The 21,040-nt window shown below is 63.1% G+C and carries 19 protein-coding genes; 9 read left to right on the top strand and 10 right to left on the bottom strand.

The genetic code is table 11. From position 1 onward, the window contains the following. Nucleotides 1-144: 144 nt before the first annotated feature. The 3 genes from AC1Q6J_RS14160 to AC1Q6J_RS14170 all read right to left on the bottom strand — a co-directional run bounded on the left by AC1Q6J_RS14160 (nucleotide 145) and on the right by AC1Q6J_RS14170 (nucleotide 2,876). Nucleotides 145-549, bottom strand: a complete 405-nt coding sequence (locus AC1Q6J_RS14160; RefSeq protein WP_019199566.1) for a (deoxy)nucleoside triphosphate pyrophosphohydrolase — start codon at nucleotides 547-549, stop codon at nucleotides 145-147. After that, a complete protein-coding gene (gene argJ, locus AC1Q6J_RS14165; protein WP_492279916.1) occupies nucleotides 546-1,787 on the bottom strand; it encodes a bifunctional glutamate N-acetyltransferase/amino-acid acetyltransferase ArgJ in 1,242 nt (413 codons plus the stop codon). The genes AC1Q6J_RS14160 and argJ overlap by 4 nt, the downstream gene beginning before the upstream one ends. Nucleotides 1,788-1,949: 162 nt before the next feature. Next, nucleotides 1,950-2,876, bottom strand: coding sequence for a peptidylprolyl isomerase (locus AC1Q6J_RS14170; RefSeq protein WP_492279917.1), 927 nt, complete (start codon nucleotides 2,874-2,876; stop codon nucleotides 1,950-1,952). A 385-nt stretch (nucleotides 2,877-3,261) separates the two neighbouring features. Here AC1Q6J_RS14170 and secA point away from each other — a divergent pair, with 385 nt between their 5' ends. Beyond that, nucleotides 3,262-6,090 carry a preprotein translocase subunit SecA gene (gene secA, locus AC1Q6J_RS14175; protein WP_492279918.1) on the top strand — a complete coding sequence of 943 codons (2,829 nt, stop codon included), beginning with the start codon at nucleotides 3,262-3,264 and terminating at the stop codon, nucleotides 6,088-6,090. A gap of 236 nt (nucleotides 6,091-6,326) precedes the next feature. Here the strand turns inward: secA and AC1Q6J_RS14180 are convergent, their stop codons facing one another. The 4 genes from AC1Q6J_RS14180 to AC1Q6J_RS14195 form a co-directional block, all read right to left on the bottom strand. Then, nucleotides 6,327-7,802 carry a L,D-transpeptidase family protein gene (locus tag AC1Q6J_RS14180; protein ID WP_492279919.1) on the bottom strand — a complete coding sequence of 492 codons (1,476 nt, stop codon included), beginning with the start codon at nucleotides 7,800-7,802 and terminating at the stop codon, nucleotides 6,327-6,329. A 390-nt stretch (nucleotides 7,803-8,192) separates the two neighbouring features. Then, nucleotides 8,193-9,155 carry an acetyl-CoA carboxylase carboxyltransferase subunit alpha gene (locus AC1Q6J_RS14185; protein WP_492279920.1) on the bottom strand — a complete coding sequence of 321 codons (963 nt, stop codon included), beginning with the start codon at nucleotides 9,153-9,155 and terminating at the stop codon, nucleotides 8,193-8,195. A gap of 209 nt (nucleotides 9,156-9,364) precedes the next feature. Then, nucleotides 9,365-10,321: a site-specific tyrosine recombinase XerD gene (gene xerD, locus AC1Q6J_RS14190; protein WP_492279921.1), complete on the bottom strand. Its 957-nt coding sequence runs from the start codon at nucleotides 10,319-10,321 to the stop codon at nucleotides 9,365-9,367. Nucleotides 10,322-10,342: 21 nt separating this feature from the next. Then, nucleotides 10,343-10,489, bottom strand: coding sequence for a histidine kinase (locus tag AC1Q6J_RS14195; protein ID WP_492279922.1), 147 nt, complete (start codon nucleotides 10,487-10,489; stop codon nucleotides 10,343-10,345). A gap of 238 nt (nucleotides 10,490-10,727) precedes the next feature. On the opposite strand from AC1Q6J_RS14195, the gene AC1Q6J_RS14200 reads away from it, so the two are divergent. The 3 genes from AC1Q6J_RS14200 to AC1Q6J_RS14210 all read left to right on the top strand — a co-directional run bounded on the left by AC1Q6J_RS14200 (nucleotide 10,728) and on the right by AC1Q6J_RS14210 (nucleotide 13,919). Then, nucleotides 10,728-11,351, top strand: coding sequence for a shikimate kinase (locus AC1Q6J_RS14200; protein WP_492279923.1), 624 nt, complete (start codon nucleotides 10,728-10,730; stop codon nucleotides 11,349-11,351). After that, nucleotides 11,348-12,490, top strand: a complete 1,143-nt coding sequence (aroB, locus tag AC1Q6J_RS14205; protein ID WP_492279924.1) for a 3-dehydroquinate synthase — start codon at nucleotides 11,348-11,350, stop codon at nucleotides 12,488-12,490. Before AC1Q6J_RS14200 ends, aroB begins: the two co-directional genes overlap by 4 nt. Nucleotides 12,491-12,569: 79 nt before the next feature. Next, the gene (locus AC1Q6J_RS14210; RefSeq protein ID WP_492279925.1) at nucleotides 12,570-13,919 is read left to right on the top strand and encodes a hemolysin family protein; all 1,350 of its coding nucleotides are present in this window, start codon (nucleotides 12,570-12,572) and stop codon (nucleotides 13,917-13,919) included. Nucleotides 13,920-14,112: 193 nt separating this feature from the next. Here AC1Q6J_RS14210 and AC1Q6J_RS14215 read toward each other — a convergent pair whose 3' ends face one another. Beyond that, nucleotides 14,113-14,388, bottom strand: a complete 276-nt coding sequence (locus tag AC1Q6J_RS14215) for a BolA family protein (RefSeq protein ID WP_492280054.1) — start codon at nucleotides 14,386-14,388, stop codon at nucleotides 14,113-14,115. Here AC1Q6J_RS14215 and AC1Q6J_RS14220 point away from each other — a divergent pair. Then, nucleotides 14,293-14,529 (top strand): hypothetical protein, encoded by a 237-nt coding sequence (locus AC1Q6J_RS14220; RefSeq protein ID WP_492280063.1) that lies wholly within the window; start codon nucleotides 14,293-14,295, stop codon nucleotides 14,527-14,529. The genes AC1Q6J_RS14215 and AC1Q6J_RS14220 overlap by 96 nt on opposite strands. A 30-nt stretch (nucleotides 14,530-14,559) precedes the next feature. Further along, the gene (locus AC1Q6J_RS14225; protein ID WP_492279926.1) at nucleotides 14,560-15,210 is read left to right on the top strand and encodes a J domain-containing protein; all 651 of its coding nucleotides are present in this window, start codon (nucleotides 14,560-14,562) and stop codon (nucleotides 15,208-15,210) included. Here AC1Q6J_RS14225 and AC1Q6J_RS14230 read toward each other — a convergent pair. Continuing rightward, nucleotides 15,185-15,748 carry a DUF1801 domain-containing protein gene (locus tag AC1Q6J_RS14230; protein WP_492279927.1) on the bottom strand — a complete coding sequence of 188 codons (564 nt, stop codon included), beginning with the start codon at nucleotides 15,746-15,748 and terminating at the stop codon, nucleotides 15,185-15,187. The two genes, AC1Q6J_RS14225 and AC1Q6J_RS14230, sit on opposite strands and share 26 nt — an antisense overlap. Continuing rightward, nucleotides 15,745-16,416, bottom strand: coding sequence for a DedA family protein (locus AC1Q6J_RS14235; RefSeq protein WP_492279928.1), 672 nt, complete (start codon nucleotides 16,414-16,416; stop codon nucleotides 15,745-15,747). Before AC1Q6J_RS14235 ends, AC1Q6J_RS14230 begins: the two co-directional genes overlap by 4 nt. 237 nt (nucleotides 16,417-16,653) lie before the next feature. Between AC1Q6J_RS14235 and cobS the strand changes: the two genes are divergently transcribed. The 3 genes from cobS to AC1Q6J_RS14250 all read left to right on the top strand — a co-directional run bounded on the left by cobS (nucleotide 16,654) and on the right by AC1Q6J_RS14250 (nucleotide 20,951). Further along, a complete protein-coding gene (gene cobS, locus AC1Q6J_RS14240) occupies nucleotides 16,654-17,649 on the top strand; it encodes a cobaltochelatase subunit CobS (RefSeq protein ID WP_492279929.1) in 996 nt (331 codons plus the stop codon). 215 nt (nucleotides 17,650-17,864) lie between these two features. Further along, entirely contained in the window at nucleotides 17,865-19,763 is a 1,899-nt protein-coding gene (gene cobT, locus AC1Q6J_RS14245; RefSeq protein ID WP_492279930.1) for a cobaltochelatase subunit CobT, read from the top strand. Between the two features lie 162 nt (nucleotides 19,764-19,925). Then, nucleotides 19,926-20,951, top strand: a complete 1,026-nt coding sequence (locus AC1Q6J_RS14250) for an esterase-like activity of phytase family protein (RefSeq protein ID WP_492279931.1) — start codon at nucleotides 19,926-19,928, stop codon at nucleotides 20,949-20,951. The last annotated feature ends 89 nt before the right edge of the window (nucleotides 20,952-21,040 follow it).

The following is a 21,040-nucleotide window of genomic DNA, read 5'->3' on the forward strand; positions in this document are numbered from 1 at the left end:
TCCGGGATGCGCGCACACTTGCGAGCGAACCCGGAATCCACAATCACTCACGAGATGTCCGCGTCATGGATTCCGGGCTCGCGCTTCGCGCGCCCCGGAATGACGGCGGAGAAATGACTGCGCCGGGCTTTGGGGACGTCGCGCCTACAGCAGCAGGTCCGTCAGATGCGCGATCAGCGGAATGTCCGCCGGCGGCATCGGATAGTCGCGCAGCTTGTTGGCGCGCACCCATGCGAGTTGCTGGCCTTCGTGCGGTGTCACCGTGCCTTCCCATTTCCTGCAAATGTACAGCGGCATCAGCAGATGGAAGGTCTCATAGCTGTGGCTGGCAAAGGTCAGCGGCGCGAGGCACGGCTCCTCGACCTTGATGCCGAGTTCTTCCGCGAGTTCGCGGATCAAGGCCGGCTCCGGCCGCTCGCCGGGCTCCAGCTTGCCGCCGGGAAATTCCCACAATCCCGCAAGCGTCTTGCCTTCGGGACGCTGCGCGATCAGGACGCGGTTGTCCGCATCGATCAGCGCGCAGGCAACGACGAGGACAAGTTTGATCACGAGCGGTAGTCGCCGTTGATGGCGACATATTCCTTGGTGAGGTCGCAGGTCAGCACGCGGTCGCGGCCCTTGCCGAGGCCAAGCCCGACCTTGATCTGGATCTTCGGCTGCTTCATCAGCGCGGAGACTTCCTTCTCGTCGTAAGACGGATCGCGCGCGCCCTTGCTGGCGACGCGGATGCCGTTGAACGAAATCGACAGCTTGTCGCGGTTGGCCGGTTCGCCGGCCTTGCCGACAGCCATCACCACGCGGCCCCAGTTGGCGTCCTCGCCGGCGATGGCGGTTTTCACCAGCGGCGAGTTGGCGATCGACATCGCGATTTTCCGCGCGGATGGTTTAGAGGTCGCGCCTTCGACCACGACCTCGACCAGCTTGCGCGCGCCTTCGCCATCGCGCGCCACCTGCTCGGCGAGATCGGCCAGGATAGCGTTGAAAGCCTTGGTGAACGCTTTCAGACGCGGATCGGACGCGCGCGTGATCTTCGGCGCGCCGTTCGCGGCGGCGGCGCCGGTGGCGAACGCCAGCAACGTGTCCGAGGTCGAGGTGTCGCCGTCGATGGTCACCGCGTTGAACGTATCCTCGACGCCGGTCTTGAGCAGCGATTGCAGCACGGCCGCCGACAGCGGCGCATCGGTGAAGACGAAGGCCAGCATCGTCGCCATGTCCGGCGCGATCATGCCGGCACCCTTCGCCATGCCGTTGATGGTGACCCTGGCCTTGCCGAGCTTGACGGTGGCGGTGGCGACCTTCGGAAACGTGTCCGTGGTCATGATCGCGCGCGCGGCGTTGTCCCATCCTTCGGGCGCGGCATTGGCCGCGAGATCATCAAGCACGCCGTTGAACTTGGTCGCGTCGAGCGGTTCGCCGATCACGCCGGTGGAGGCGAGAAAGACTTTGGCTGCGCTGGTGTCAGCGGCCTTGGCGGTGATTGACGCGGTCAGCGTGGCCGCCTGCTTGCCGGTCTTGCCGGTGAAGGCGTTGGCATTGCCGGAATTGACCACCAGCGCGCGCGCCTCGCCGCCCTTGAGCTTGGCGCGGCACCAGTCCACCGCGGCGCTCGGGCACTTCGATTTCGTAAAGACGCCCGCGACCGTGGTGCCCTTGTCGAACAGCGCCAGCAGCACATCGGTGCGGTTCTTGTAGCGGATGCCGGCGGCGGCCGTCGCAAGGCGCACGCCGTCGATGTTCGGCATGTCGGGGACGTTGGTGGGGGCGAGCGGGGAGACGGCGGTGGACATGAGATCAGGGGCCCTGGGATCGAGGAGTATCGGTCGTCGTGGCCGGATTTTTTCCGGCCATTCACGTCTTACGCCTTTAACTGTGAAGGCCCCAAGACGTAAATGCCCGGGGCAAGCCCCGGGCATGACGTCAGGTTACTGAAGGTTCGGTGCGAAGTCGATTTACTTCTTCGCAGGCGCAGCCGGAGCAGCCTTTGCATCAGGCTTCGCCGCCGGCGCAGCAGCGTCCGCCGGCTTGTCCGTGCGTTCGACCTTGGCCTCCGTGCGCAGCTTGGTGACGTAATCGGCCTGTGCCTTGCGCACCACGAAGTTCTGGATCTGGCCCTTGACCTGCTCGAAGTCTGGCGGCTTGCGGTCGCGCTTTTCCTCGACCTTGATGACGTGCCAGCCGAACTGCGACTTCACAGGATCGGAAATCTTGCCGGGCTCGAGCGCGAAGGCGACGGCGGAGAATTCCGGCACCATCTGCTCCTTGGTGAAGAAGCCAAGGTCGCCGCCGTCCGCGGCGCCGGGGTCCTTGGATTTTTCCTTGGCGAGCTTGGCGAAATCGGCGCCCTTCTCGAGTTCGGCCTTGATCGCCTTCGCCTCTTCTTCGGTCGGGACCAGAATGTGCCGGGCGCGGACTTCCTTCTCGCCCGAGACCTGCTTGGTGGCATCCTCATAGACTTTCTTCATGGCCTCGTCGGTCACGGCGGCCTTGCCCTCGGTCGCGAGCAGGCTGTCCATCAGCAGGCGGTCGCGCGCGAAGGCGAGTTTCTGCTTGAACTCCGCCGAGTCGCCGACCTTCTTGGCTTCGGCGGCCTTGGCGACGATTTTCATATCGATCAGGAATGCGATCAGATTGTCGCGGCGGGTCGCGGGGTCCATCTGCTGGAGGCTCGGTCCCAGCTCTTCCTCGGCGACCGTCAGGTCGCTCTGACGGATCTCGGCCCCGTTAACCTTTGCGATCACGGCATTGGCATCCTGCGCGCGGAGCGGCTGGCCGGCGCTCAGAACGACCGTGAGACAAATTGCAGCGGCCGATGTGAGCAGTCCTAGTCGCGCGCCCAGTCCGGTATGGGAGGCTGTGCGGTTCGGAGAAACGGTCATGGAAAATCCTTATGGGTCAAAGCTGATGTCTCGTGTCCGGTATGCGCTTATGTCAGAACCGGATCACTGGGTCGTTCGGGAGGCGGGACACTCGCCCAACCTCCGCCCGGAAGCAACGCGAAAAAGCCGCCAAAATCATGAAATCCTTGAGAGGTTCGCGCGTTGACAAGGCTTTGGACGGCCCATATCTCTCCCGGCAGGCTCTCCTGGCTGCTGCGGGGCTTTGCCGCGCTCAAGCGGGTGAACCTTTAGAATTCGCTCCCGCACTCATCCTCGAGGATTCGCGCAAGGGTTTGCTCCATCAGCAATTCTGCGGACGTTTCATCCCGGTTACAGGGCTGCGGTGACTTCAGCCGCAACGCCAACTGCAAGACAGGAATTTTTCATGCTCGGCGCGCTCGCCCGCAAGTTTTTCGGCTCCGCCAACGACCGGCGGATCAAGGGATACCAGGCCCGTGTCGATGCGATTAACGCGCTGGAACCCGAGATCGCGGCTCTGTCCGACGAGGCGCTGAAGGCGCGGACCGGGGAGTTCCGCAAGCAGATCGCGGAAGGCAAGACCCTCGACGACCTTTTAGTCCCCGCCTTCGCCACCGTTCGCGAGGCCGCCAAGCGGACCCTCGGCCAGCGCCACTTCGATGTGCAGCTGATCGGCGGCATGGTGCTGCATGAAGGCGACATCGCCGAGATGAAAACCGGCGAAGGCAAGACGCTGGTGGCGACGCTGGCGGTCTATCTCAACGCGCTGGCCGGCAACGGCGTCCATGTCGTCACCGTCAACGACTACCTCGCCAAGCGCGACGCCGGGTGGATGGGAGAAATCTATTCGTTCCTCGGCATGACCACGGGCGTGATCGTTCATGGCCTGGATGACGCGGAGCGTCAGGCGGCCTACGCCTGCGACATCACCTACGGCACCAACAACGAATACGGCTTCGACTATCTGCGCGACAACATGAAGTACCGCCTCGAGGACATGGTCCAGCGCGGTCACTTCTTCGCCATCGTCGACGAAGTCGACTCGATCCTGATCGACGAAGCCCGCACGCCGCTCATCATTTCCGGCCCGCTCGACGATCGTTCGGAATTCTACAACACCATCGACACCTACATTCCGAAGCTGGAAAAGGTGACGGACTTTGAGGTCGACGAGAAGCAGCGCACCGTCACCCTGACCGAAGCCGGCATGGAGAAGATCGAGAACCTGTTGCAGGCCGCTGGCCAGCTCAAGGGCGACTCGCTCTACGACGTCGAGAACGTCTCCGTCGTCCACCACATCAATCAGGCGCTGCGCGCGCATTCGCTGTTCCAGCGCGACAAGGACTACATCGTCCGCGACGGCGAAGTGGTCATCATCGACGAATTCACCGGCCGCATGATGCCGGGCCGCCGTTATTCGGAAGGCCTGCATCAGGCGCTGGAAGCCAAGGAACATCAGCCGGTCCAGCCGGAAAACCAGACGCTGGCCTCGATTACCTTCCAGAACTATTTCCGCATGTACGGCAAGCTCGCGGGCATGACCGGTACGGCGGCGACCGAAGCGGACGAACTGTTCGACATCTACAAGCTGGAGGTCATCGAGGTCCCGACCAACGTGCCGGTCGCGCGTCTCGACGAGGACGACGAGGTCTATCGCACGGCGGATGAAAAGCATCGCGCGATTCTCGCGGAGATCGAACAGGCCAACAAGCGCATGCAGCCGGTGCTGGTCGGTACCGCGTCGATCGAGAAGTCGGAAGTGCTGGGCGAGTATCTCGCCAAGAACGGCTACAAGCAGATCGACTTCGGCAATCCGAAGGCGCTGGAGAAGCTCTATGCCGCCGCGCGCGCGGGCAAGCCGGCCAAGCTGTTCGCGGTTCTGAACGCGCGTTTCCACGAACAGGAAGCCTACATCGTCGCCGAAGCGGGCGTGCCGGGCGCGATCACCATCGCGACCAACATGGCCGGCCGCGGTACCGACATCAAACTCGGCGGTTCGCTGGAAATGCGCAGCCAGATCGAGACCGCTGGCGTTGAGGACGAAGCCGAGAAGCGGCGGATCATCGACGGCATCAAGGCCGACATCGAGAAGTTCAAGGAGATCGTGCTTAAGGCGGAGGAGACGGTCGATCTCAATCCGGACAAGCCCGGCACCAAGACGGTTCGCAAGCCGGGCGGCCTCTACATCATCGGCTCGGAACGGCACGAATCCCGGCGCATCGACAACCAGCTCCGCGGCCGCGCCGGCCGCCAGGGCGATCCCGGCCGCACCAAGTTCTATCTGTCGCTCGAAGACGATCTGATGCGCATCTTCGGATCGGACCGGCTCGACACCATGCTGACCCGCCTCGGCCTCAAGGAAGGCGAGGCGATCATCCATCCCTGGATCAACAAGGCACTGGAGAAGGCGCAGCAGAAGGTCGAGGCGCGCAACTTCGATATCCGCAAGAACCTGCTCAAGTTCGACGACGTGCAGAACGACCAGCGCAAGGCGATCTTCGACCAGCGTATCGATCTGATGCGCGACCAGAACGTGGCCGAGACCGTCTCCGACATGCGCCATGCGCTGGTGGACGATCTGGTCGCCAAGCACGTGCCCGAGCATGCCTATGCGGAGCAGTGGGATGTCGCCGGCCTCAAGGACGAATTGAAGCGCGTGCTCGATCTCGACCTGCCGGTCGATGAGTGGGCCAGGGAAGAAGGCATCGCCGACGAGGAGATGCTGGCGCGCATCGAGCAGCGCGTCGACGAACACATGGCGGCGAAGTCGGCCCAGTTCGGCCCCGACGTCATGCGCTATGTCGAGAAGTCGATCCTGCTTCAGACGCTGGATCATCTGTGGCGCGAGCATCTGGTGATGCTGGACCATCTGCGTCAGGTGATCGGTCTGCGCGGTTACGGCCAGCGCGATCCGTTGCAGGAGTACAAATCCGAGGCGTTCAATCTGTTCGAGGGCCTGATCTCGCATCTGCGCGAGGCTGTAACCGCGCAACTGGTGCGGGTCGAGATCGTGCCGCCGGACGAGCAGCCGGAACTGCCGCAGATGGAAGCGCACAAGCTCAATCCGAACACCGGCGAAGACGAGATGGCCTTTGCGCAGGCATCGCTTGCGCCGGTTTCACCCGCCGAGCGCGATCCGCAGAATCCCGCCACCTGGGGCAAGGTCGGCCGCAACGAGGATTGTCCGTGCGGCTCCGGCAAGAAGTTCAAGCATTGCCACGGCAAGTTCGCCTGAGCGGCACAACTCGTTGAATAAAAAACGCCGGTCATTCGACCGGCGTTTTTGTGAGCGCAATGCATGTTTCGCTTCACCTCTCCCGTGGGGAGAGGTTGGATCGCTGTTGCGATCCGGGTGAGGGCGTAAGCTCTCACGATAGATCGTCACCCCTGACCCCCAACCCTCACCCCACGGGAGAGGGAGTTCGATGGTGCGTGCAGCAAGGCAGGCGTTTCAAATGAGACCGATCAGCCCTAGCGGACTGTCGACCAGCGGCTGTCGAAGGAGTTTGCCTGCACCGCAGGCTGGGCTCCGGCCAGCGACTGCTGCGGTGCCGGAGCGGCGGGCGCTGCTGCGGCTGTTGTCGCAGGCGCGGCGGGTTTGGCAGGAGCCTGGGCCTGAGCCTGCTGCGGACGTTCGAGCGGGATGACGCGCGGAGGCGTGCTCCTGGCCGTCCTTACCGGCTCGGGTGATTTCGCCTTCGACTTCGTGGCCGTGGCAACGGGCTTCGCGGGTGCCGCGGGCTCGGGAGCAGAACCGCCCAGGCCGACCGAGCGGGTCAGCCTGCTGAAGAAGCTGCCCTCGGACGAGGCCGAGGAACTGGTGGACGCGGCAGGCGTCGTGCTTGTCACCGCCACCATCGGCTCGCTGTTGGACGAGGTGAAGCTGAACGACGGCGCGGCTTCCGGCGCCTTTGGAATCGTCGCATGTGCCGGAACAGTTCCGGGAGCAGGCCCGTTGGATGCGACCGCGTAATCGGTGACGTCCCGGTCGATCGCGGCTTCGCCTTCCGGCAGCTTGGAAGCGAACACCGGATGCATGCCGCCGTCGATGCCGGCGCGCGAACGCGCAGTCGCGGTGCCGCGCGAGACCAGTTGCGCGGTCTTCAATTCATCCTGACGCTGCTTGTCCTGAACGGCTTCGGCAATCTCGGGCGAAATCTGATAGGCCGGGCATTGCGCCGAGGCGTTGAAGGTCATCGGGCGGGTCGAGCCCGCGGGCTTCTCCGCGTCGAAGACATACTTCTTCTCGCAGAAATCGACCTTCGGCTCCTGCTTCGTGACCTCGAAGTGATCGTTGCCTTCCTTGATCATCTTCCAGAACGGCATGTTCGGATTGTTGCGGTGGCGCGCCATGTTCTGCGCGGTCATGCGGAACGGATAGGCCTGCACCTGAAACGCGTTCTGGCCGCCGAAGAAGGATTCGCGGCCAAGCGCGTAGATTTCCGATATCTGCTCGTCGGTCATCGCGTAGCAGCCGCGCGACGAGCAATCGCCGTGGACCATCAGCTGCGATCCGGTGCGGCCCCATGCCTTATCGTAGGCGTTCGGATAGCCCATGTTGAACGACAGGAAATACGCCGATGTCGGGTTCATCTGCGCGGGCGTGATCGAGTAGAAGCCTTCAGGCGCCTGACGGTCGCCTTCCTTGACCTTCGGTCCGAGGTCTCCCGACCAGCGGCAGATCGGATAGGTCTTCAGCAGCGCGAACTTGCCGTTGCGGTCCTGCTTCCAGACCTCTAACTCGGCTTCCTGCTTGAACAGGCGGACAAGCATCGGCGACGCCTTGTCCATGTTCTTTGTTTCGATGTCAGCGAGCAGCTTGTCGGGGATCGGGCGGTTGGCCTTCGAACTGGGCGAGAGCTGTTCGCCGTTGCATCCGGCAAGCACAAGTCCAGCCGCGAGCGCAGCCGACGTGACAAGCGCGCGAATGTGCGTGCGATCGATCAATGCAAGGCTCCGCGGCAGACCGGCAATCCCCATACTCCGGCTAGACCCAAGACCAGACCCCGGTAGCAGACCATCTTCCGGCAAAGTGGCGCGCAGGAGGCGGCCGGAAAACACTGTCCGATAAAACAGGCTGCACGTGTTTTCGTCGTAAAAGCAGCGTTCGCTTTTTGGCTAAAAACGTGCGTCAGCAATTGAGCAATTATTATCCTTAAATACCCCGTTGCCGCAAGCTGAACGGGCTTTCCCGCAGGGGCGGGAAGCGTTTTATGGTCAACGCTAAGTAAATCAAAACACAGGGGAAAAACGGCCCGACCGGGAGAGCGCCTGTCTCGAAAAAGCCACGATGTGACTTCGCAGCGCGGATCGTGCCGATCTGCGCTGAAAGACGCCCTAACCGAGCTTGCGTCCGATATCGAGAAATTTCTGCCGGCGCTGGTTGCGAACCGCCTTGGAATCCAGGCTTCGCATGTCGTTGAAAGCCTGCGCGATGGCATCGCCGGCGCGGGAGATCATGGCCGCCGGATCGCGGTGCGCGCCGCCCGGTGGCTCCTTCAGGATGGTGTCGATCACGCCGAAGCGGGCGAGATCCTGCGCGGTGATCTTCATGTTGATCGCCGCTTCCTGCGCCTTGGTCGAATCGCGCCACAGGATCGAGGCCGCGCCTTCCGGCGAGATCACGCTGTACACCGCATGCTCGAGCATCAGCACGCGGTTCGCGGTGGCAATCGCGATCGCGCCGCCAGAGCCGCCTTCGCCGATGATGACGGCGACGTTGGGCACGCCGAGATTGAGGCAGGCGTCGGTGGATCGCGCGATCGCTTCCGCCTGTCCGCGTTCCTCCGCACCGATACCGGGATAGGCGCCGGCGGTGTCAACCAGCGACAGCACGGGAATACCGAAGCGATCCGCCATTTCCATCAGCCGGACGGCCTTGCGATAGCCCTCGGGCTTGGCCATGCCGAAATTATGCTTGAGCCGGGTTTCTGTGGTCGCGCCCTTCTCCTGGCCGATCACGCAAATGCTCTCGCCTCTGAAACGGCCGAAGCCGCCGACCAGCGCTTCGTCGTCACCGAACTTGCGGTCGCCCGCGAGCGGCGTGAATTCGGTGATGAGCTGCTTGACGTAATCCAAGCAATGCGGCCGCAGCGGATGACGCGCGACCTGGGTTTTCTGCCAGGGCGTCAGATCGGAATACAGCTCGGTGAGCGCCTGCGCGGCTTTCTCTTCGATGCGCGCGACCTCTTCGCTGATGTCGCTGCCGCTGGCGGCAAGCGCGCGCAACTCGTCAACCTTGGCGTCGAGTTCGGCGACGGGCTTTTCAAAATCCAGATAACTGCGCATCAGGTCCGGCATGTGACAAATTTAAGGGGCAGGCGCGTTTTTCGGCGAGTACTTGGTTTTTCGGCGAGTACTTGGGCGAAGGGCGCGCGAATCGGTCTCTTGGCCGTTCTTTGGCCGAGGGTTGAAGTCTTTCGTGGGGTCTTTCAAGTCAAGAAGCGCTCCCAAGTCAAGCGCCGCGGTGAAAAGTGCTGATATTGCTGGATTGCGGGGCTTTCAACGGGTCATTTGTCGGCCAGCGGATGCAGGTCGCGCACCAGGCTCTTCAGTCTCTCCTCAACGATATGGGTGTAAATCTGGGTCGTGGAAATATCGGTATGGCCGAGCAGCGTCTGGACGATCCGCAAATCAGCACCGTTGTGCAGGAGATGAGATGCGAATGCGTGACGCAAGACATGTGGGCTGATCAGGCGCGGCGCAATACCCGCCGCCATCGCCAGCTCCTTGAGGTCGCGGGCGAAATGCTGCCGTGTCAGATGGCCGCTTTCGCCGGATGACGGAAACAGCCACTTCGAAGTCGCCGATGGTTTCTTCTGAGTGCTCCGCGTTTCTTCCAGTGCGGCGAGATAGTCGGCCATCGCCTGCTTCGACGTCTCGTTGAGCGGGACCAGACGTTCCTTGTTGCCCTTGCCGCGCACCACGATCATGCGCGCGTCGCGCCGCGCCGCCGACAGCGGCAGCGCCACCAGCTCCGAAACGCGAAGTCCCGTTGCGTAGAGAATTTCGAGAAGGCAGGACAGCCGCAGCGCGCGCAGGTGTTGCAGCGGCGATTGTTCGGGCGCGACCGACAGCGCCTTGGCCTGCGTCAGCAGACGATCGACATCGGCGATGGACAACACCTTCGGCAGCGCGCGTCCGCGTTTCGGGCCCGACAGGATCGCAGCCGGGTCGTCCGCGCGTACACGCTCGCTCAAAAGGAAACGAAACAGATGGCGCGTCGACGACAGCTTGCGCGCCACACTCGATGATTTGAACCCGCGGGTGTCGAGATCGGCAAGATAGTCGCGCAGCATCTGGGTGTCTGCGTTCAGGAAGGCCGATTTGCGCCGCGCGAGAAATCCGGAGAGGTCTTCAAGATCGCCGCGATAGGCGCCGAGCGTATTGTCGCCGGCGCCCTGCTCCGCCGCGAGCATGTCGAGGAACAGGCCAGTGAGCCGCGCGTCGGAGGATTTGCCGGACATGACGTTACGTTCCTCCAGCGCCTACCTCTTGAGGAATCTGTCGGGCGGAACGCTGACCGTCATTTCGCGCGGCTTGGGATTGACGAAGTTGGCGAGTGCAAAGATGCCGCCGTAGATCAGCCCGCCGATCACCGCCACGACAGTCAGGAAGCGAAACAGGCTGGGCATCTACGAGTGTCCCGTATCCGGCGTTTGGTTCATCTTGCAGCGCGTCCCTGGCAAAATCACCAGCCTCGAAATTAACCTTTGGATGCGGGCGTGTTAACCGCCGGAACACCGCGGTTCGGGCCGCCTGAACTACCAACATGTTCGCGCCGTTTCGGCAAGAGTCTCTGGCAACGGGATCGGCAGGAGTAGTATAGGTGACACATGAGCTTAGCCGCATTTGCGGCCAACCGGACCGGAGATGACCGAAACCGCAGCCAGACACCAGGACGGCATGACCCACGAGGCCGACATCGTCGCGGCTCTGGGCGGCCGCTCGGTCGTGCTTGTCGGGATGATGGGGTCGGGGAAATCGACCATCGGGCGCCGGCTCGGCGCGCGGCTTCACATCCCGTTTCTCGATGCCGATCATGAAATCGAGATCGCGCATGCGGGCATGACGGTCAGCGAAATCTTCGCGCAGCATGGCGAGCCATATTTCCGCGACGGCGAAGCGCGGGTGATCGCGCGGCTGCTGGAAACCGGTCCCTGCGTGATCGCCACCGGCGGCGGCGCGTTCCTGCGCGAGGAGACGCGCAGGCGAATTCATGACAAGGCCGTTTCGATCTGGCTTCAGGCGGACGGCGATATCATTCTCAGGCGGGTCAAGCGCCGCGCCGACCGGCCGCTGCTGCAAACCGCCGACCCCGCCGCGACCATCGCGCGTCTGATCGGTGAGCGAAGTCCGTTCTATCAGCTCGCCGATCTGGCGATCGCCTCGCGCGATGTGCCGCACGAGAAGATCGTCGATGAATGCATCGACGCGTTGTCCGCCCATCTGTTGTCAGGCGGCGCGGCGTCCTCTTCCTCAAGCGAAACACAATGACCGCTCCCATCAAGACCAATAACCCGGTGACCGTCGGCGTCGCCCTCGGCGATCGCGCCTATGACATCATCATCGGCCGCGATGTGCTGCCGTCGCTCGGCCATCGCATCGCCGCGCTGCGGCCCGGCGCGCGGGTGGCCATCGTGACCGATCGCACCGTCGCCAAACACTGGCTCGGCAAGACCGAAGCCGCGCTGGCGGATGCCGGCATCGCATCGTCGCGGATCGTGGTGGGCGAGGGTGAGGTGTCGAAAAGCTACGCTGTGTTGCAGGAGGTTTCCGAAGGACTGATCGCGGCGAAGATCGAGCGCAACGATCTGGTGATTGCACTGGGCGGCGGCGTGATCGGCGATCTCGCGGGCTTCGCGGCGTCGATTGTCCGGCGCGGCGTCGATTTCGTGCAGGTGCCGACATCGCTGCTGGCGCAAGTCGATTCATCGGTGGGTGGCAAGACCGGAATCAACTCGCCGCACGGCAAGAATCTCGTCGGTGCATTTCATCAGCCGGTGCTGGTGATCGCGGATACGGCGGTGCTCGATACCCTGTCGCCGCGCCAGTTCCGCGCGGGCTACGCGGAAGTCGCCAAATACGGCGTGCTGGGCGACGCGGAGCTGTTCGACTGGCTGGAGGCTCATCATGGCGAGATATTCTCCGGCGGGGCCGCGCGTGAACAGGCCATCGCGGCCAGTTGCCGCGCCAAGGCGGCGATCGTGGCACGCGACGAACGCGAAACCGGCGACCGCGCCTTGCTCAATCTCGGGCATACGTTCGGCCACGCCCTTGAAGCCGCGACCGGCTTCTCCGATCGCCTGTTCCACGGCGAAGGGGTCGCGGTCGGCATGGTGCTGGCCGCCGAATTCTCGGCGCGTCTGAATATGATCCCGGCGGCGGACGCGGCGCGCGTGCAGCGTCATCTCGCGTCGGTCGGCCTGCCGACAAAATTGCAGGATATCGCCGGCTTTCAGCAGGAGGGTCTCGCGGACGCCGACACGCTGATGGCGCTGATGGCGCAGGACAAGAAAGTGAAGCGCGGGCGGCTGACGTTCATCCTGCTGGAGCAGATCGGCAAGGCGGTGATCGTCAACGACGTCGATCAGTCGGCGGTGCGCGCGTTCCTTCAAGAGAAACTGTCAGGGTGAGGGCGATGCTGTCTCGGCGCGGGATGTCAGGACGTGCCGCCGGCACACCGCATAAGGACGAGGCAGTCGCGGGACAAACATGAATTCAGCGGCCGTCAATCTGCTCATCGCCATCCTTCTGCTCGCCGCCAACGCATTCTATGTGGCGGCCGAATTCGCGCTGGTGAAGAGCCGCGGATTTCGCGTCAGGGCCATGGCCGAGCAGAATCGCTTCGGCGCTCGCCTGCTGATGAGAATGATGGGCGATATCGAAGCCTATCTGGCATGCTGCCAGCTCGGCATCACCATGGCCTCGCTCGGTCTCGGCTGGGTCGGCGAGCCGACCGTCGCCGCACTGCTCCGGCCTGTTCTTGAGCCGCTCGGAATGCCGGAGTCCGCGCTGCACTTCACGGCGTTCCTGACCGGCTTTCTGGTGTTCTCCTCGCTGCATATCGTGATCGGCGAGCAGGTGCCGAAAACGCTCGCGATCAGGCAGCCGGTGCCGGTCTCGCAATGGATCGCGTATCCGCTTTACGTCTCCTATCTCGTTCTCTACCCGCTGAACTGGCTGCTCAACGGCGCGTCGCGGGCGATCCTGCGGATGCTCGGCGTCAAGGAATCCTCGCAAAGCGAAATCCTGACCGATTCCGAAATCGAAGGGCTCGTGGAGGAATCGGCTGAACACGGCAAGATGGAGAGCGGCGAAGCCGAGTACATCCAGAATGTCTTCCGGTTTGGCGATCTTGCCGTGTCCGACGTGATGGTCCATCGCACCAAGATGATCAGCGTCAACGCGGACGGGCCGCCCGACGCGGTGATCCGCGGAATCCTCGAATCGGAATACACCCGCATCCCGCTCTGGCGCGAGAAGCCCGAGAACATCATCGGCGTCCTGCACGCAAAGGATCTGCTTCGCGCCATCCGCACCACAGACGGTGACCTCTCCAAGGTCGATGTCGCCGCGCTCGCCTTGCCGCCGTGGTTCGTGCCGGAGATGCGGCCGCTGTCGGAACAGCTCAAGGCGTTCCGCCGCCGCAAGACTCACTTCGCGCTGGTGGTCGACGAATACGGCGAGGTCGAAGGCCTCGTGACGCTGGAAGACATTCTTGAAGAGATCGTTGGCGACATTTCCGACGAGCACGATGTCGCGGTCGCGGGCGTCCGTGCCCAGCCGGACGGCTCGGTCGTGGTCGATGGCTCGGTGCCGATCCGCGATCTCAACCGCGCGATGGACTGGCATCTGCCGGACGAGGAGGCGACCACCATCGCCGGCCTTGTCATTCATGAAGCGCGTTCGATCCCCGACCGGGGCCAGAGCTTCACGTTCCACGGTTTCCGTTTCAGGGTGCTGCGGCGCGAGCGCAACCGCATCACCGCGCTGCGGATCGTGCCGCTGCCGCGCGAGAGCGACACGCCCGAGAAGAAGCCGAAGGCGGGGACAGCGTTTTGAGTCCGGCCTTCGCGCGAGCAATCTTCCGTCCTCCTGCCGCGATGCGCCCGGCAATCTCGAGGGCGTTCTGAACGCGGTTCAGAGTGCGTTATCCCCCTCCCCCCTTGCGGGGAGGGGTCGGGGTGGGGGTCTCAGACCGTCGGCGCACGGCAGCTAAATTTGCGGCGGCTGATCGTCAACGCCAATCAGAACATCAGTGCTTGCACGCCTTCGCGGGGGCGGGCCGCCGGGCGTCCTCGCCGGGGGCATAGGTGTGAATCGCGAGCGCATGGACGGAGCCTGCGAGTTCCGGCGCCAGCAGCGAATTTATCATGCGATGGCGCTCGATCCGGCTCTTCCCTTCGAATGCCTTCGACACGATATATATCCTGAAATGCGTCTCGCCGCCCGGCCTGTGGCCCGCGTGGCCTTCGTGCAGATGGGATTCATCGGCGACATCGAGGCTTTCGGGCGCGAAAGCTTCGCTCAACTTCTTTGTGATGTGATCTTTTGCGGTCATGATCTGCGCAATATCGTGCGTTATTCGCTCACGTCAATGACCGTTTCAATTGCGGTTCACCATCGCGGCGATGTATACTCCGCGACCGTAAAAAATCGCGTCAAAACCTGAAGCTTCCAGCAAGGCGTTTTCGTAGCAGCCATGGCCATCGACTCATCCAAATTCTTCGACAGCATTCGCATCAAGCCCAACAAGCAGAGCGCGAAGCAGCAGGCTGCTGCGCGCGAGGAAGCTGTGATGTGCGAGGCGCCCGGCTGCAAGAACAAGGGCGGACACCGCGCGCCGAAGGGCCGTGGACATGAGAAGGACTACTGGCATTTCTGCCTGAACCACGTCCGCGAATACAATCAGGGCTACAACTTCTTCCAGGGCATGAGTGATGAGGCCGTCGCCACCTACCAGAAGGATGCGCAGACGGGGCACCGTCCGACCTGGAAGATGGGTCAGAACGGAGCGAAGGGCAAAGGCAAGTCCGGCACGGTCAACCTCGACGATGCCGTCGATCCGTTCAGCGTTTTCAGCGAGATGAATGGCCGAAGCCGCTGGCGTTCGAATGCCAAGGCGGAGGAGCCGAAGGCAGAGACGCGCAAGATCTTCAACGCCGAGAAGAAGGCGCTGCTGGTGATGGGCCTCGGCCCCGACGCCACCCTCGAGACGGTGAAGGCCAAATACAAGCTGCTGGTGAAGCAGCATCATCCCGACGCCAACGGCGGCGATCGCTCGACCGAAGACCGCCTGATCGAGATCATCAAGGCCTATAACTATCTCAAGACGGTCGTGCGCGCGTCCTGAGCTTCGGCGTAACGGGTGCGCGCTTCTTCCTTGAAGCCGCTGTTTTCGCCGAAACCGGCTTCCTGGCCGAAACTGACTTGCTTTTCGAAGCGCCCTTGTTTTGCGAGGCGCTTTTGCGCGCGTGATAGGTCAGCGCGAGCCCGATGCAATGGCGCAGCGCCTTCTCAGGAATTCTGGCTGCCGCGTCGAACAGGATGCTGCGGTTGCCGCCGTACTCCATCTGCGCCGGATACAGCTCGCGGAACGTGGCGACCAGATCGGTCTGGCAGTGGAAATACATCGCGACGCGGCCGTCGTCCGGCTTGACGCGGTCGAGCCGGATCGTGCTGCCGGCGCCGGACTGCGTGGTGAGATAGCTCGGCTGGCCCCATTTCAGGGTTTCCTCGAGCGGGCCGACGCCGTCGAGATCGGCGGCGGTCTCCAGGATCATCGCGCGCAGCGTCATGAGCTTTGCGCGAACGGTGTCGGGATAGCCGTCAAACACCTTTGCGACATTGCGGTCGGCAAAAGGTCTGCCGCGTTCGCTCGCTCGTTTCACCCAACCCTCCCGTTAGCCTTGCGCCGGCTGCGCCACTGATACACGCCCACAGCGATCGACCCGATGGCGATGATGCCGCCGGCCAGCGGCCATCCATAGTGTTCGATCTTGATGCCCCATCGGTCGGCAGCGGAGCCGGCCAGTGCTCCGGACAGCACATGCGCCAAAGCCCAGAACAGGATGGCGGCGGCGTTGACCGGATAAAAGCGCCGCGGCGGCATGCCGAGCGCGCCGGCCGTGATCGGAACGACAGCGCGAATCGGCGGAACGAAACGGGCAAAAAATACCGCCAGCGTTCCGTAGCGGTGAAAGAAGGCTTCGCTCTTCGCCACGGCCACAGGATGGTCCGACATCGGCCACGACGTCAGGACCTTGCGCTGGCTTTTACGGCCGATCCAGTAGGCCAGTCCGTCGCCCAGGAGCGCGCCGGTGACGGCTGACGCCAGCACCGGCTGGAGTTTGAGATCGCCTCCGGGGACCAGCGCGCTGAGCGCCAGAATGACCGTCGATCCCGGAACGAGCGAGCCCAGAACGGGGATGGCTTCGAGACATGCGGCAAGAAAAATTGCGCCATAGGCGAGTTCGGCGTGAAGCGAGACAAGGCCGATCAGCTGGTTGAGGGTACTCACCGGATATCCACTGCTGGCGCGATTCCTGCTCGGTAACATATACGGGGGAACCGCGATGAAGCGGCAATCCGGCGCCCGGAAATCCACCGGGTGTCCCCGCAATCGCAGGGCAGACCTACCAAACGCGCAAAAATGGCCTATCTCAATGAAAATACACTGGAACTTTCATTGTGTGGTGGGCTTCTGCCCTTTGCATCTGTCTGCTAGGTTGAATCACGCACCCCACCCGCAGCAAGCACGTCTGGTTTCGGGAGCATCCGGGACCACGGAGGATTGATGAGCGCCGCCACGACTCTCTCGCAGGAATCCACGAACCTTCCCGACATGAAAGTGTCGGTTCGTCAGGTCTTCGGCATCGACAGCGATCTTGAGGTTCCTGCCTATTCCAACAGCGATCCCCATGTGCCCGACGTCGACTCGGATTACCGTTTCGACCGCGCCACCACGCTTGCGATCCTCGCCGGTTTTTCCAAGAACCGCCGCGTCATGGTCACCGGCTTTCACGGCACCGGCAAATCGACCCATATCGAGCAGGTCGCGGCCCGCCTCAACTGGCCCTGCGTGCGCGTCAACCTCGACAGCCACATCAGCCGTATCGACCTCGTCGGCAAGGACTCCATCGTCGTCAAGGACGGCAAGCAGGTCACCGAATTCCGTGACGGCATCCTGCCGTGGGCGCTTCAGCACAATGTCGCGCTGGTGTTCGACGAATACGACGCCGGCCGCCCGGACGTGATGTTCGTGATCCAGCGCGTGCTGGAAGTCTCCGGCCGCCTCACGCTGCTCGACCAGAACAAGGTCATCAAGCCGCATCCGGCGTTCCGCCTGTTCTCGACCGCAAACACCATCGGTCTCGGCGATACGTCGGGCCTCTATCACGGCACCCAGCAGATCAACCAGGGCCAGATGGACCGCTGGTCGATCGTGACCACGCTGAACTATCTGCCGCATGACGAGGAAGTCGAGATCGTGCTGGCGAAAGCCAAGCATTATCGCACCGATGCCGGCCGCGACACCGTCAACAAGATGGTCCGCCTTGCGGACCTTACGCGCAACGCTTTCGCCAACGGCGACCTGTCGACGGTGATGTCGCCGCGCACGGTCATCACCTGGGCGGAAAACGCCGAGATCTTCGGCGATATCGGTTTCGCGTTCCGCGTCACCTTCCTGAATAAGTGCGACGAGCTTGAGCGACCGCTGGTGGCGGAGTTCTATCAGCGCTGCTTCAACGCGGAGCTGCCGGAGAGCGCCGTGAACGTGGCGTTGAGCTAACTTCTTTATTCACGAGAGTGACTGCGTGCGCTCGCTCAATCCCTCCCCCTTGCGGGGAGGGTCGGCCGAGCGAAGCGGAGGCCGGGGTGGGGGCATCAATCCCGGCTTTCGTTGACTGAAGAACCCCCACCCGACTGGCCCAAAAATAAAAAGATTTGGGCCAGCCACCCTCCCCGCAAGGGGGAGGGAGAAGAGTCTTTGAGGTTCACGCCGCAATGAGCACGACCAATGGCAAGTTCAGGACCGGGTCGAAGGAATCTCCGACGGAGCCGTTCAAGCGCGCGGTGACGTCGGCGTTGCGGGCCATCGCCAAACAGCCCGAACTTGACGTGACGTTCGCCGCCGAGCGTCCGGGCCTGTCGCCCGGCAAGGCGCGGCTGCCTGAACCGGCGCGCAAGCTGACCCGCAAGGACGCCGCCATCGTGCGCGGTCATGCGGATTCCATTGCGCTCAGAATCGCCTGTCACGATCCGAAGGTGCATCGCAAGCTGGTGCCCGGCAATCCGCAGGCGCGCGGCGTGTTCGACGCCGTCGAGCAGGCCCGTGTCGAGGCGATCGGCGCGCGCCGCATGAGCGGCGTCGCCAAGAATCTCACCGCGATGCTCGACGATCATTTTCATCGCGGCAAATTCGACGAGATCACCGACCGCGCCGATGCGCCGCTGGCCGATGCGCTGGCGATGATGGTGCGCGAACGGCTGACCGGCCTCGCGCCGCCGGTGGCCGCGCGCAAGATGGTCGATCTCTGGCGGCCTGTCCTCGAGGACAAGATCGGCGCGCGCCTCGATCGGCTGAAGGAATTCACCGAGGATCAAACACGCTTCGGCGATGTGGTTCACGACCTGCTGGAGGCGCTGGAACTCGGCGACGAGCGCGACGCGGATCAGGACGAGGACGACAATCAGGACGAGAACCGCGACGGCGAGAAGGACCAGTCCGGCGCAGACGGCTCTCCCGATACCGAGTCCGCGGAGGAGATGAGCGCCGATCAGTCGCAATCCTCCACCGAGGACATGTCGGAAAACGCCATGGAGAGCGCGCAGGCCTCCGCCAGCGACGCGTTCGACGACAGCGAGATGGGCGAGGACGAAACGCCGGGCGAGGCGCATCGCCCGCCCAGCCGCGGCGGCAACGAGCCGCGCGGGCCGGAATACCACGCCTTCGCGCCGAAGTTCGACGAGGTCGTCTCGGCGGAAGATCTCTGCGAGCACGACGAACTGGAACGGCTGCGCAGCTATCTCGACAAGCAGCTCGCGCATTTGCAACACATCGTGGCGCGGCTGGCCAATCGCCTTCAGCGCAAATTGATGGCGCAGCAGAATCGCGCCTGGGAATTCGATCTCGAGGAAGGCATGCTCGATCCGGCGCGGCTGTCGCGCGTGGTCACCGATCCATTCCATCCGTTGTCGTTCATGCATGAGAAGGAAGCCACCTTCCGCGACACGGTGGTGACGCTGCTGCTCGACAATTCCGGCTCGATGCGCGGGCGGCCTATCACTGTCGCCGCGACCTGCGCCGACATTCTGGCGCGGACGCTGGAGCGCTGCGGCGTCAAGGTCGAGATTCTCGGCTTCACCACGCGGGCGTGGAAAGGCGGTCAGTCGCGCGAGGCTTGGCTGGCGGCGGGCAAGCCCGCCAATCCGGGCCGTCTCAACGATCTGCGGCACATCGTCTACAAGTCGGCGGATGCGCCGTGGCGGCGCGCGCGCAAGAACCTTGGCCTGATGATGCGCGAGGGCCTGCTCAAGGAAAACATCGACGGTGAAGCGCTCGACTGGGCGCACAAGCGCCTGCTCGGGCGCTCCGAGCAGCGCAAGATCCTGATGATGATTTCGGACGGCGCGCCGGTCGATGACTCGACGCTGTCGGTCAATCCCGGCAATTATCTCGAGCGGCACCTTCGCCACATCATCGAAGAGATCGAGACCCGCTCGCCGGTGGAGCTGATCGCCATCGGCATCGGTCACGATGTCACGCGCTATTATCGCCGTGCCGTCACCATTGTCGACGCGGAAGAACTCGGCGGCGCCATCACCGAGAAGCTGGCGGAGCTTTTCAGCGAGACGCATGTTGAGACTGCATCGCCTTCGCGCCGGCGCAGACTTCATTCCTAGTGTCCCGTATCCGACGTTCGCTTTGCTCGGCAGCGGCTCTCGAGCGAACGTCGGATACGAAAGGACACTAGCAGACTATAATTCGAGTGATCCTTTGGTTCTGACATTCGTAAAAGTGCCTGCGAAAGATTCGATACGAATGTCAGAACCGGATCACTCGACATGACCACCGATCTCAACCGCCGGTCGTTTCTGCGGAACGCCATGGCGGCGCTTCCGGCCGGCATGATCGGGTTTGGGGCAGGGTCCGCGCACGCGCAAACGTCGCAGGTTGAAGTCAATGCCCGCAGGATCGAGTCGTTCGATCCACGCGATGCGTCTCACATCCGCTATGGCGCGCTGGAATTCCGCAGCGGGCTGGTGCTCACTTCGTCGTTTCGCGGCTTCGGCGGATTGTCGGGACTGCGGCTCGACAAGAAGGGCGAACAGTTCATCGCGCTCAGCGACAAGGGCAACTGGTTCACCGGACGGATCGCCTATCGCGGCAAGCTCATGATCGGACTCGCCGACGTGCAATCGGCGCCGATACTGGACAGCGACGGCAGGAAGATCACGGCGCGCGGCTGGTTCGATAGCGAGTCGCTCGCCCTCGATGGTTCAACCGTCTATGTGGGCCTTGAGCGCGTCAATCAGATCCTGCGGTTCGATTTCAGCAAGGGCGGCGTGCGCTCGCGCGGCGAGGTTGTGCCGGTGCCGCCCGAAATCGGCAAGCTGCCGTTCAACAAGGGGCTGGAAACGCTGGTGTTCGTCCCGAAAGGACAGCCGCTCGCCGGAACCCTGATCGCCATCTCGGAGCGCGGGCTCGATGCGTCGGGAAACATCCAGGGCTTCCTGCTGGGCGGTCCATCGCCGGGGCAGTTCACTGTCAAGCTGACGAAAAACTTCGATATCAGCGACGCCACGCTGCTGCCGTCCGGCGATCTTTTGCTGCTCGAACGGAAATTCTCGATGCTGGAAGGTGTCGGCATCCGGATTCGCAGGGTGCCGCTCGCATCGCTCGTGCCGGGCGCGGTGATCGATGGGCCGACCATTTTCGAGGTCGATCTCGGCTATGAGATCGACAACATGGAAGGCATCGACACCCATGTCACGGCGGACGGCGATACGGTCGTAACCATGGTGTCCGACGATAATTTCTCGATGATCCAGCGCACGCTGCTGTTGCAGTTCACGCTGGTGGGGGAGTGAGCGCCGTCATCCTGAGGTGCGAACTCTTGTGAGCCTCGAAGGATGATGCGGGATGCTTCATTCTTGCAGCTCATCCTTCGAGGCTCGCC

It is taken from the genome of Afipia sp. MLSD5-FHT05B12 (genome assembly GCF_058793355.1).

Excerpts from the sequence above, each read along its gene's own strand:
- argJ (WP_492279916.1), bottom strand. The coding sequence starts at position 1,787 with ATGTCCACCGCCGTCTCCCCGCTCGCCCCCACCAACGTCCCCGACATG.
- AC1Q6J_RS14170 (WP_492279917.1), bottom strand. The coding sequence starts at position 2,876 with ATGACCGTTTCTCCGAACCGCACAGCCTCCCATACCGGACTGGGCGCG.
- secA (WP_492279918.1), top strand. The coding sequence starts at position 3,262 with ATGCTCGGCGCGCTCGCCCGCAAGTTTTTCGGCTCCGCCAACGACCGG.
- AC1Q6J_RS14185 (WP_492279920.1), bottom strand. The coding sequence starts at position 9,155 with ATGCCGGACCTGATGCGCAGTTATCTGGATTTTGAAAAGCCCGTCGCC.
- xerD (WP_492279921.1), bottom strand. The coding sequence starts at position 10,321 with ATGTCCGGCAAATCCTCCGACGCGCGGCTCACTGGCCTGTTCCTCGAC.
- AC1Q6J_RS14195 (WP_492279922.1), bottom strand. The coding sequence starts at position 10,489 with ATGCCCAGCCTGTTTCGCTTCCTGACTGTCGTGGCGGTGATCGGCGGG.
- AC1Q6J_RS14200 (WP_492279923.1), top strand. The coding sequence starts at position 10,728 with ATGACCGAAACCGCAGCCAGACACCAGGACGGCATGACCCACGAGGCC.
- aroB (WP_492279924.1), top strand. The coding sequence starts at position 11,348 with ATGACCGCTCCCATCAAGACCAATAACCCGGTGACCGTCGGCGTCGCC.
- AC1Q6J_RS14210 (WP_492279925.1), top strand. The coding sequence starts at position 12,570 with ATGAATTCAGCGGCCGTCAATCTGCTCATCGCCATCCTTCTGCTCGCC.
- AC1Q6J_RS14220 (WP_492280063.1), top strand. The coding sequence starts at position 14,293 with ATGCGTCTCGCCGCCCGGCCTGTGGCCCGCGTGGCCTTCGTGCAGATG.
- AC1Q6J_RS14225 (WP_492279926.1), top strand. The coding sequence starts at position 14,560 with ATGGCCATCGACTCATCCAAATTCTTCGACAGCATTCGCATCAAGCCC.
- AC1Q6J_RS14235 (WP_492279928.1), bottom strand. The coding sequence starts at position 16,416 with ATGTTACCGAGCAGGAATCGCGCCAGCAGTGGATATCCGGTGAGTACC.
- cobS (WP_492279929.1), top strand. The coding sequence starts at position 16,654 with ATGAGCGCCGCCACGACTCTCTCGCAGGAATCCACGAACCTTCCCGAC.
- cobT (WP_492279930.1), top strand. The coding sequence starts at position 17,865 with ATGAGCACGACCAATGGCAAGTTCAGGACCGGGTCGAAGGAATCTCCG.
- AC1Q6J_RS14250 (WP_492279931.1), top strand. The coding sequence starts at position 19,926 with ATGACCACCGATCTCAACCGCCGGTCGTTTCTGCGGAACGCCATGGCG.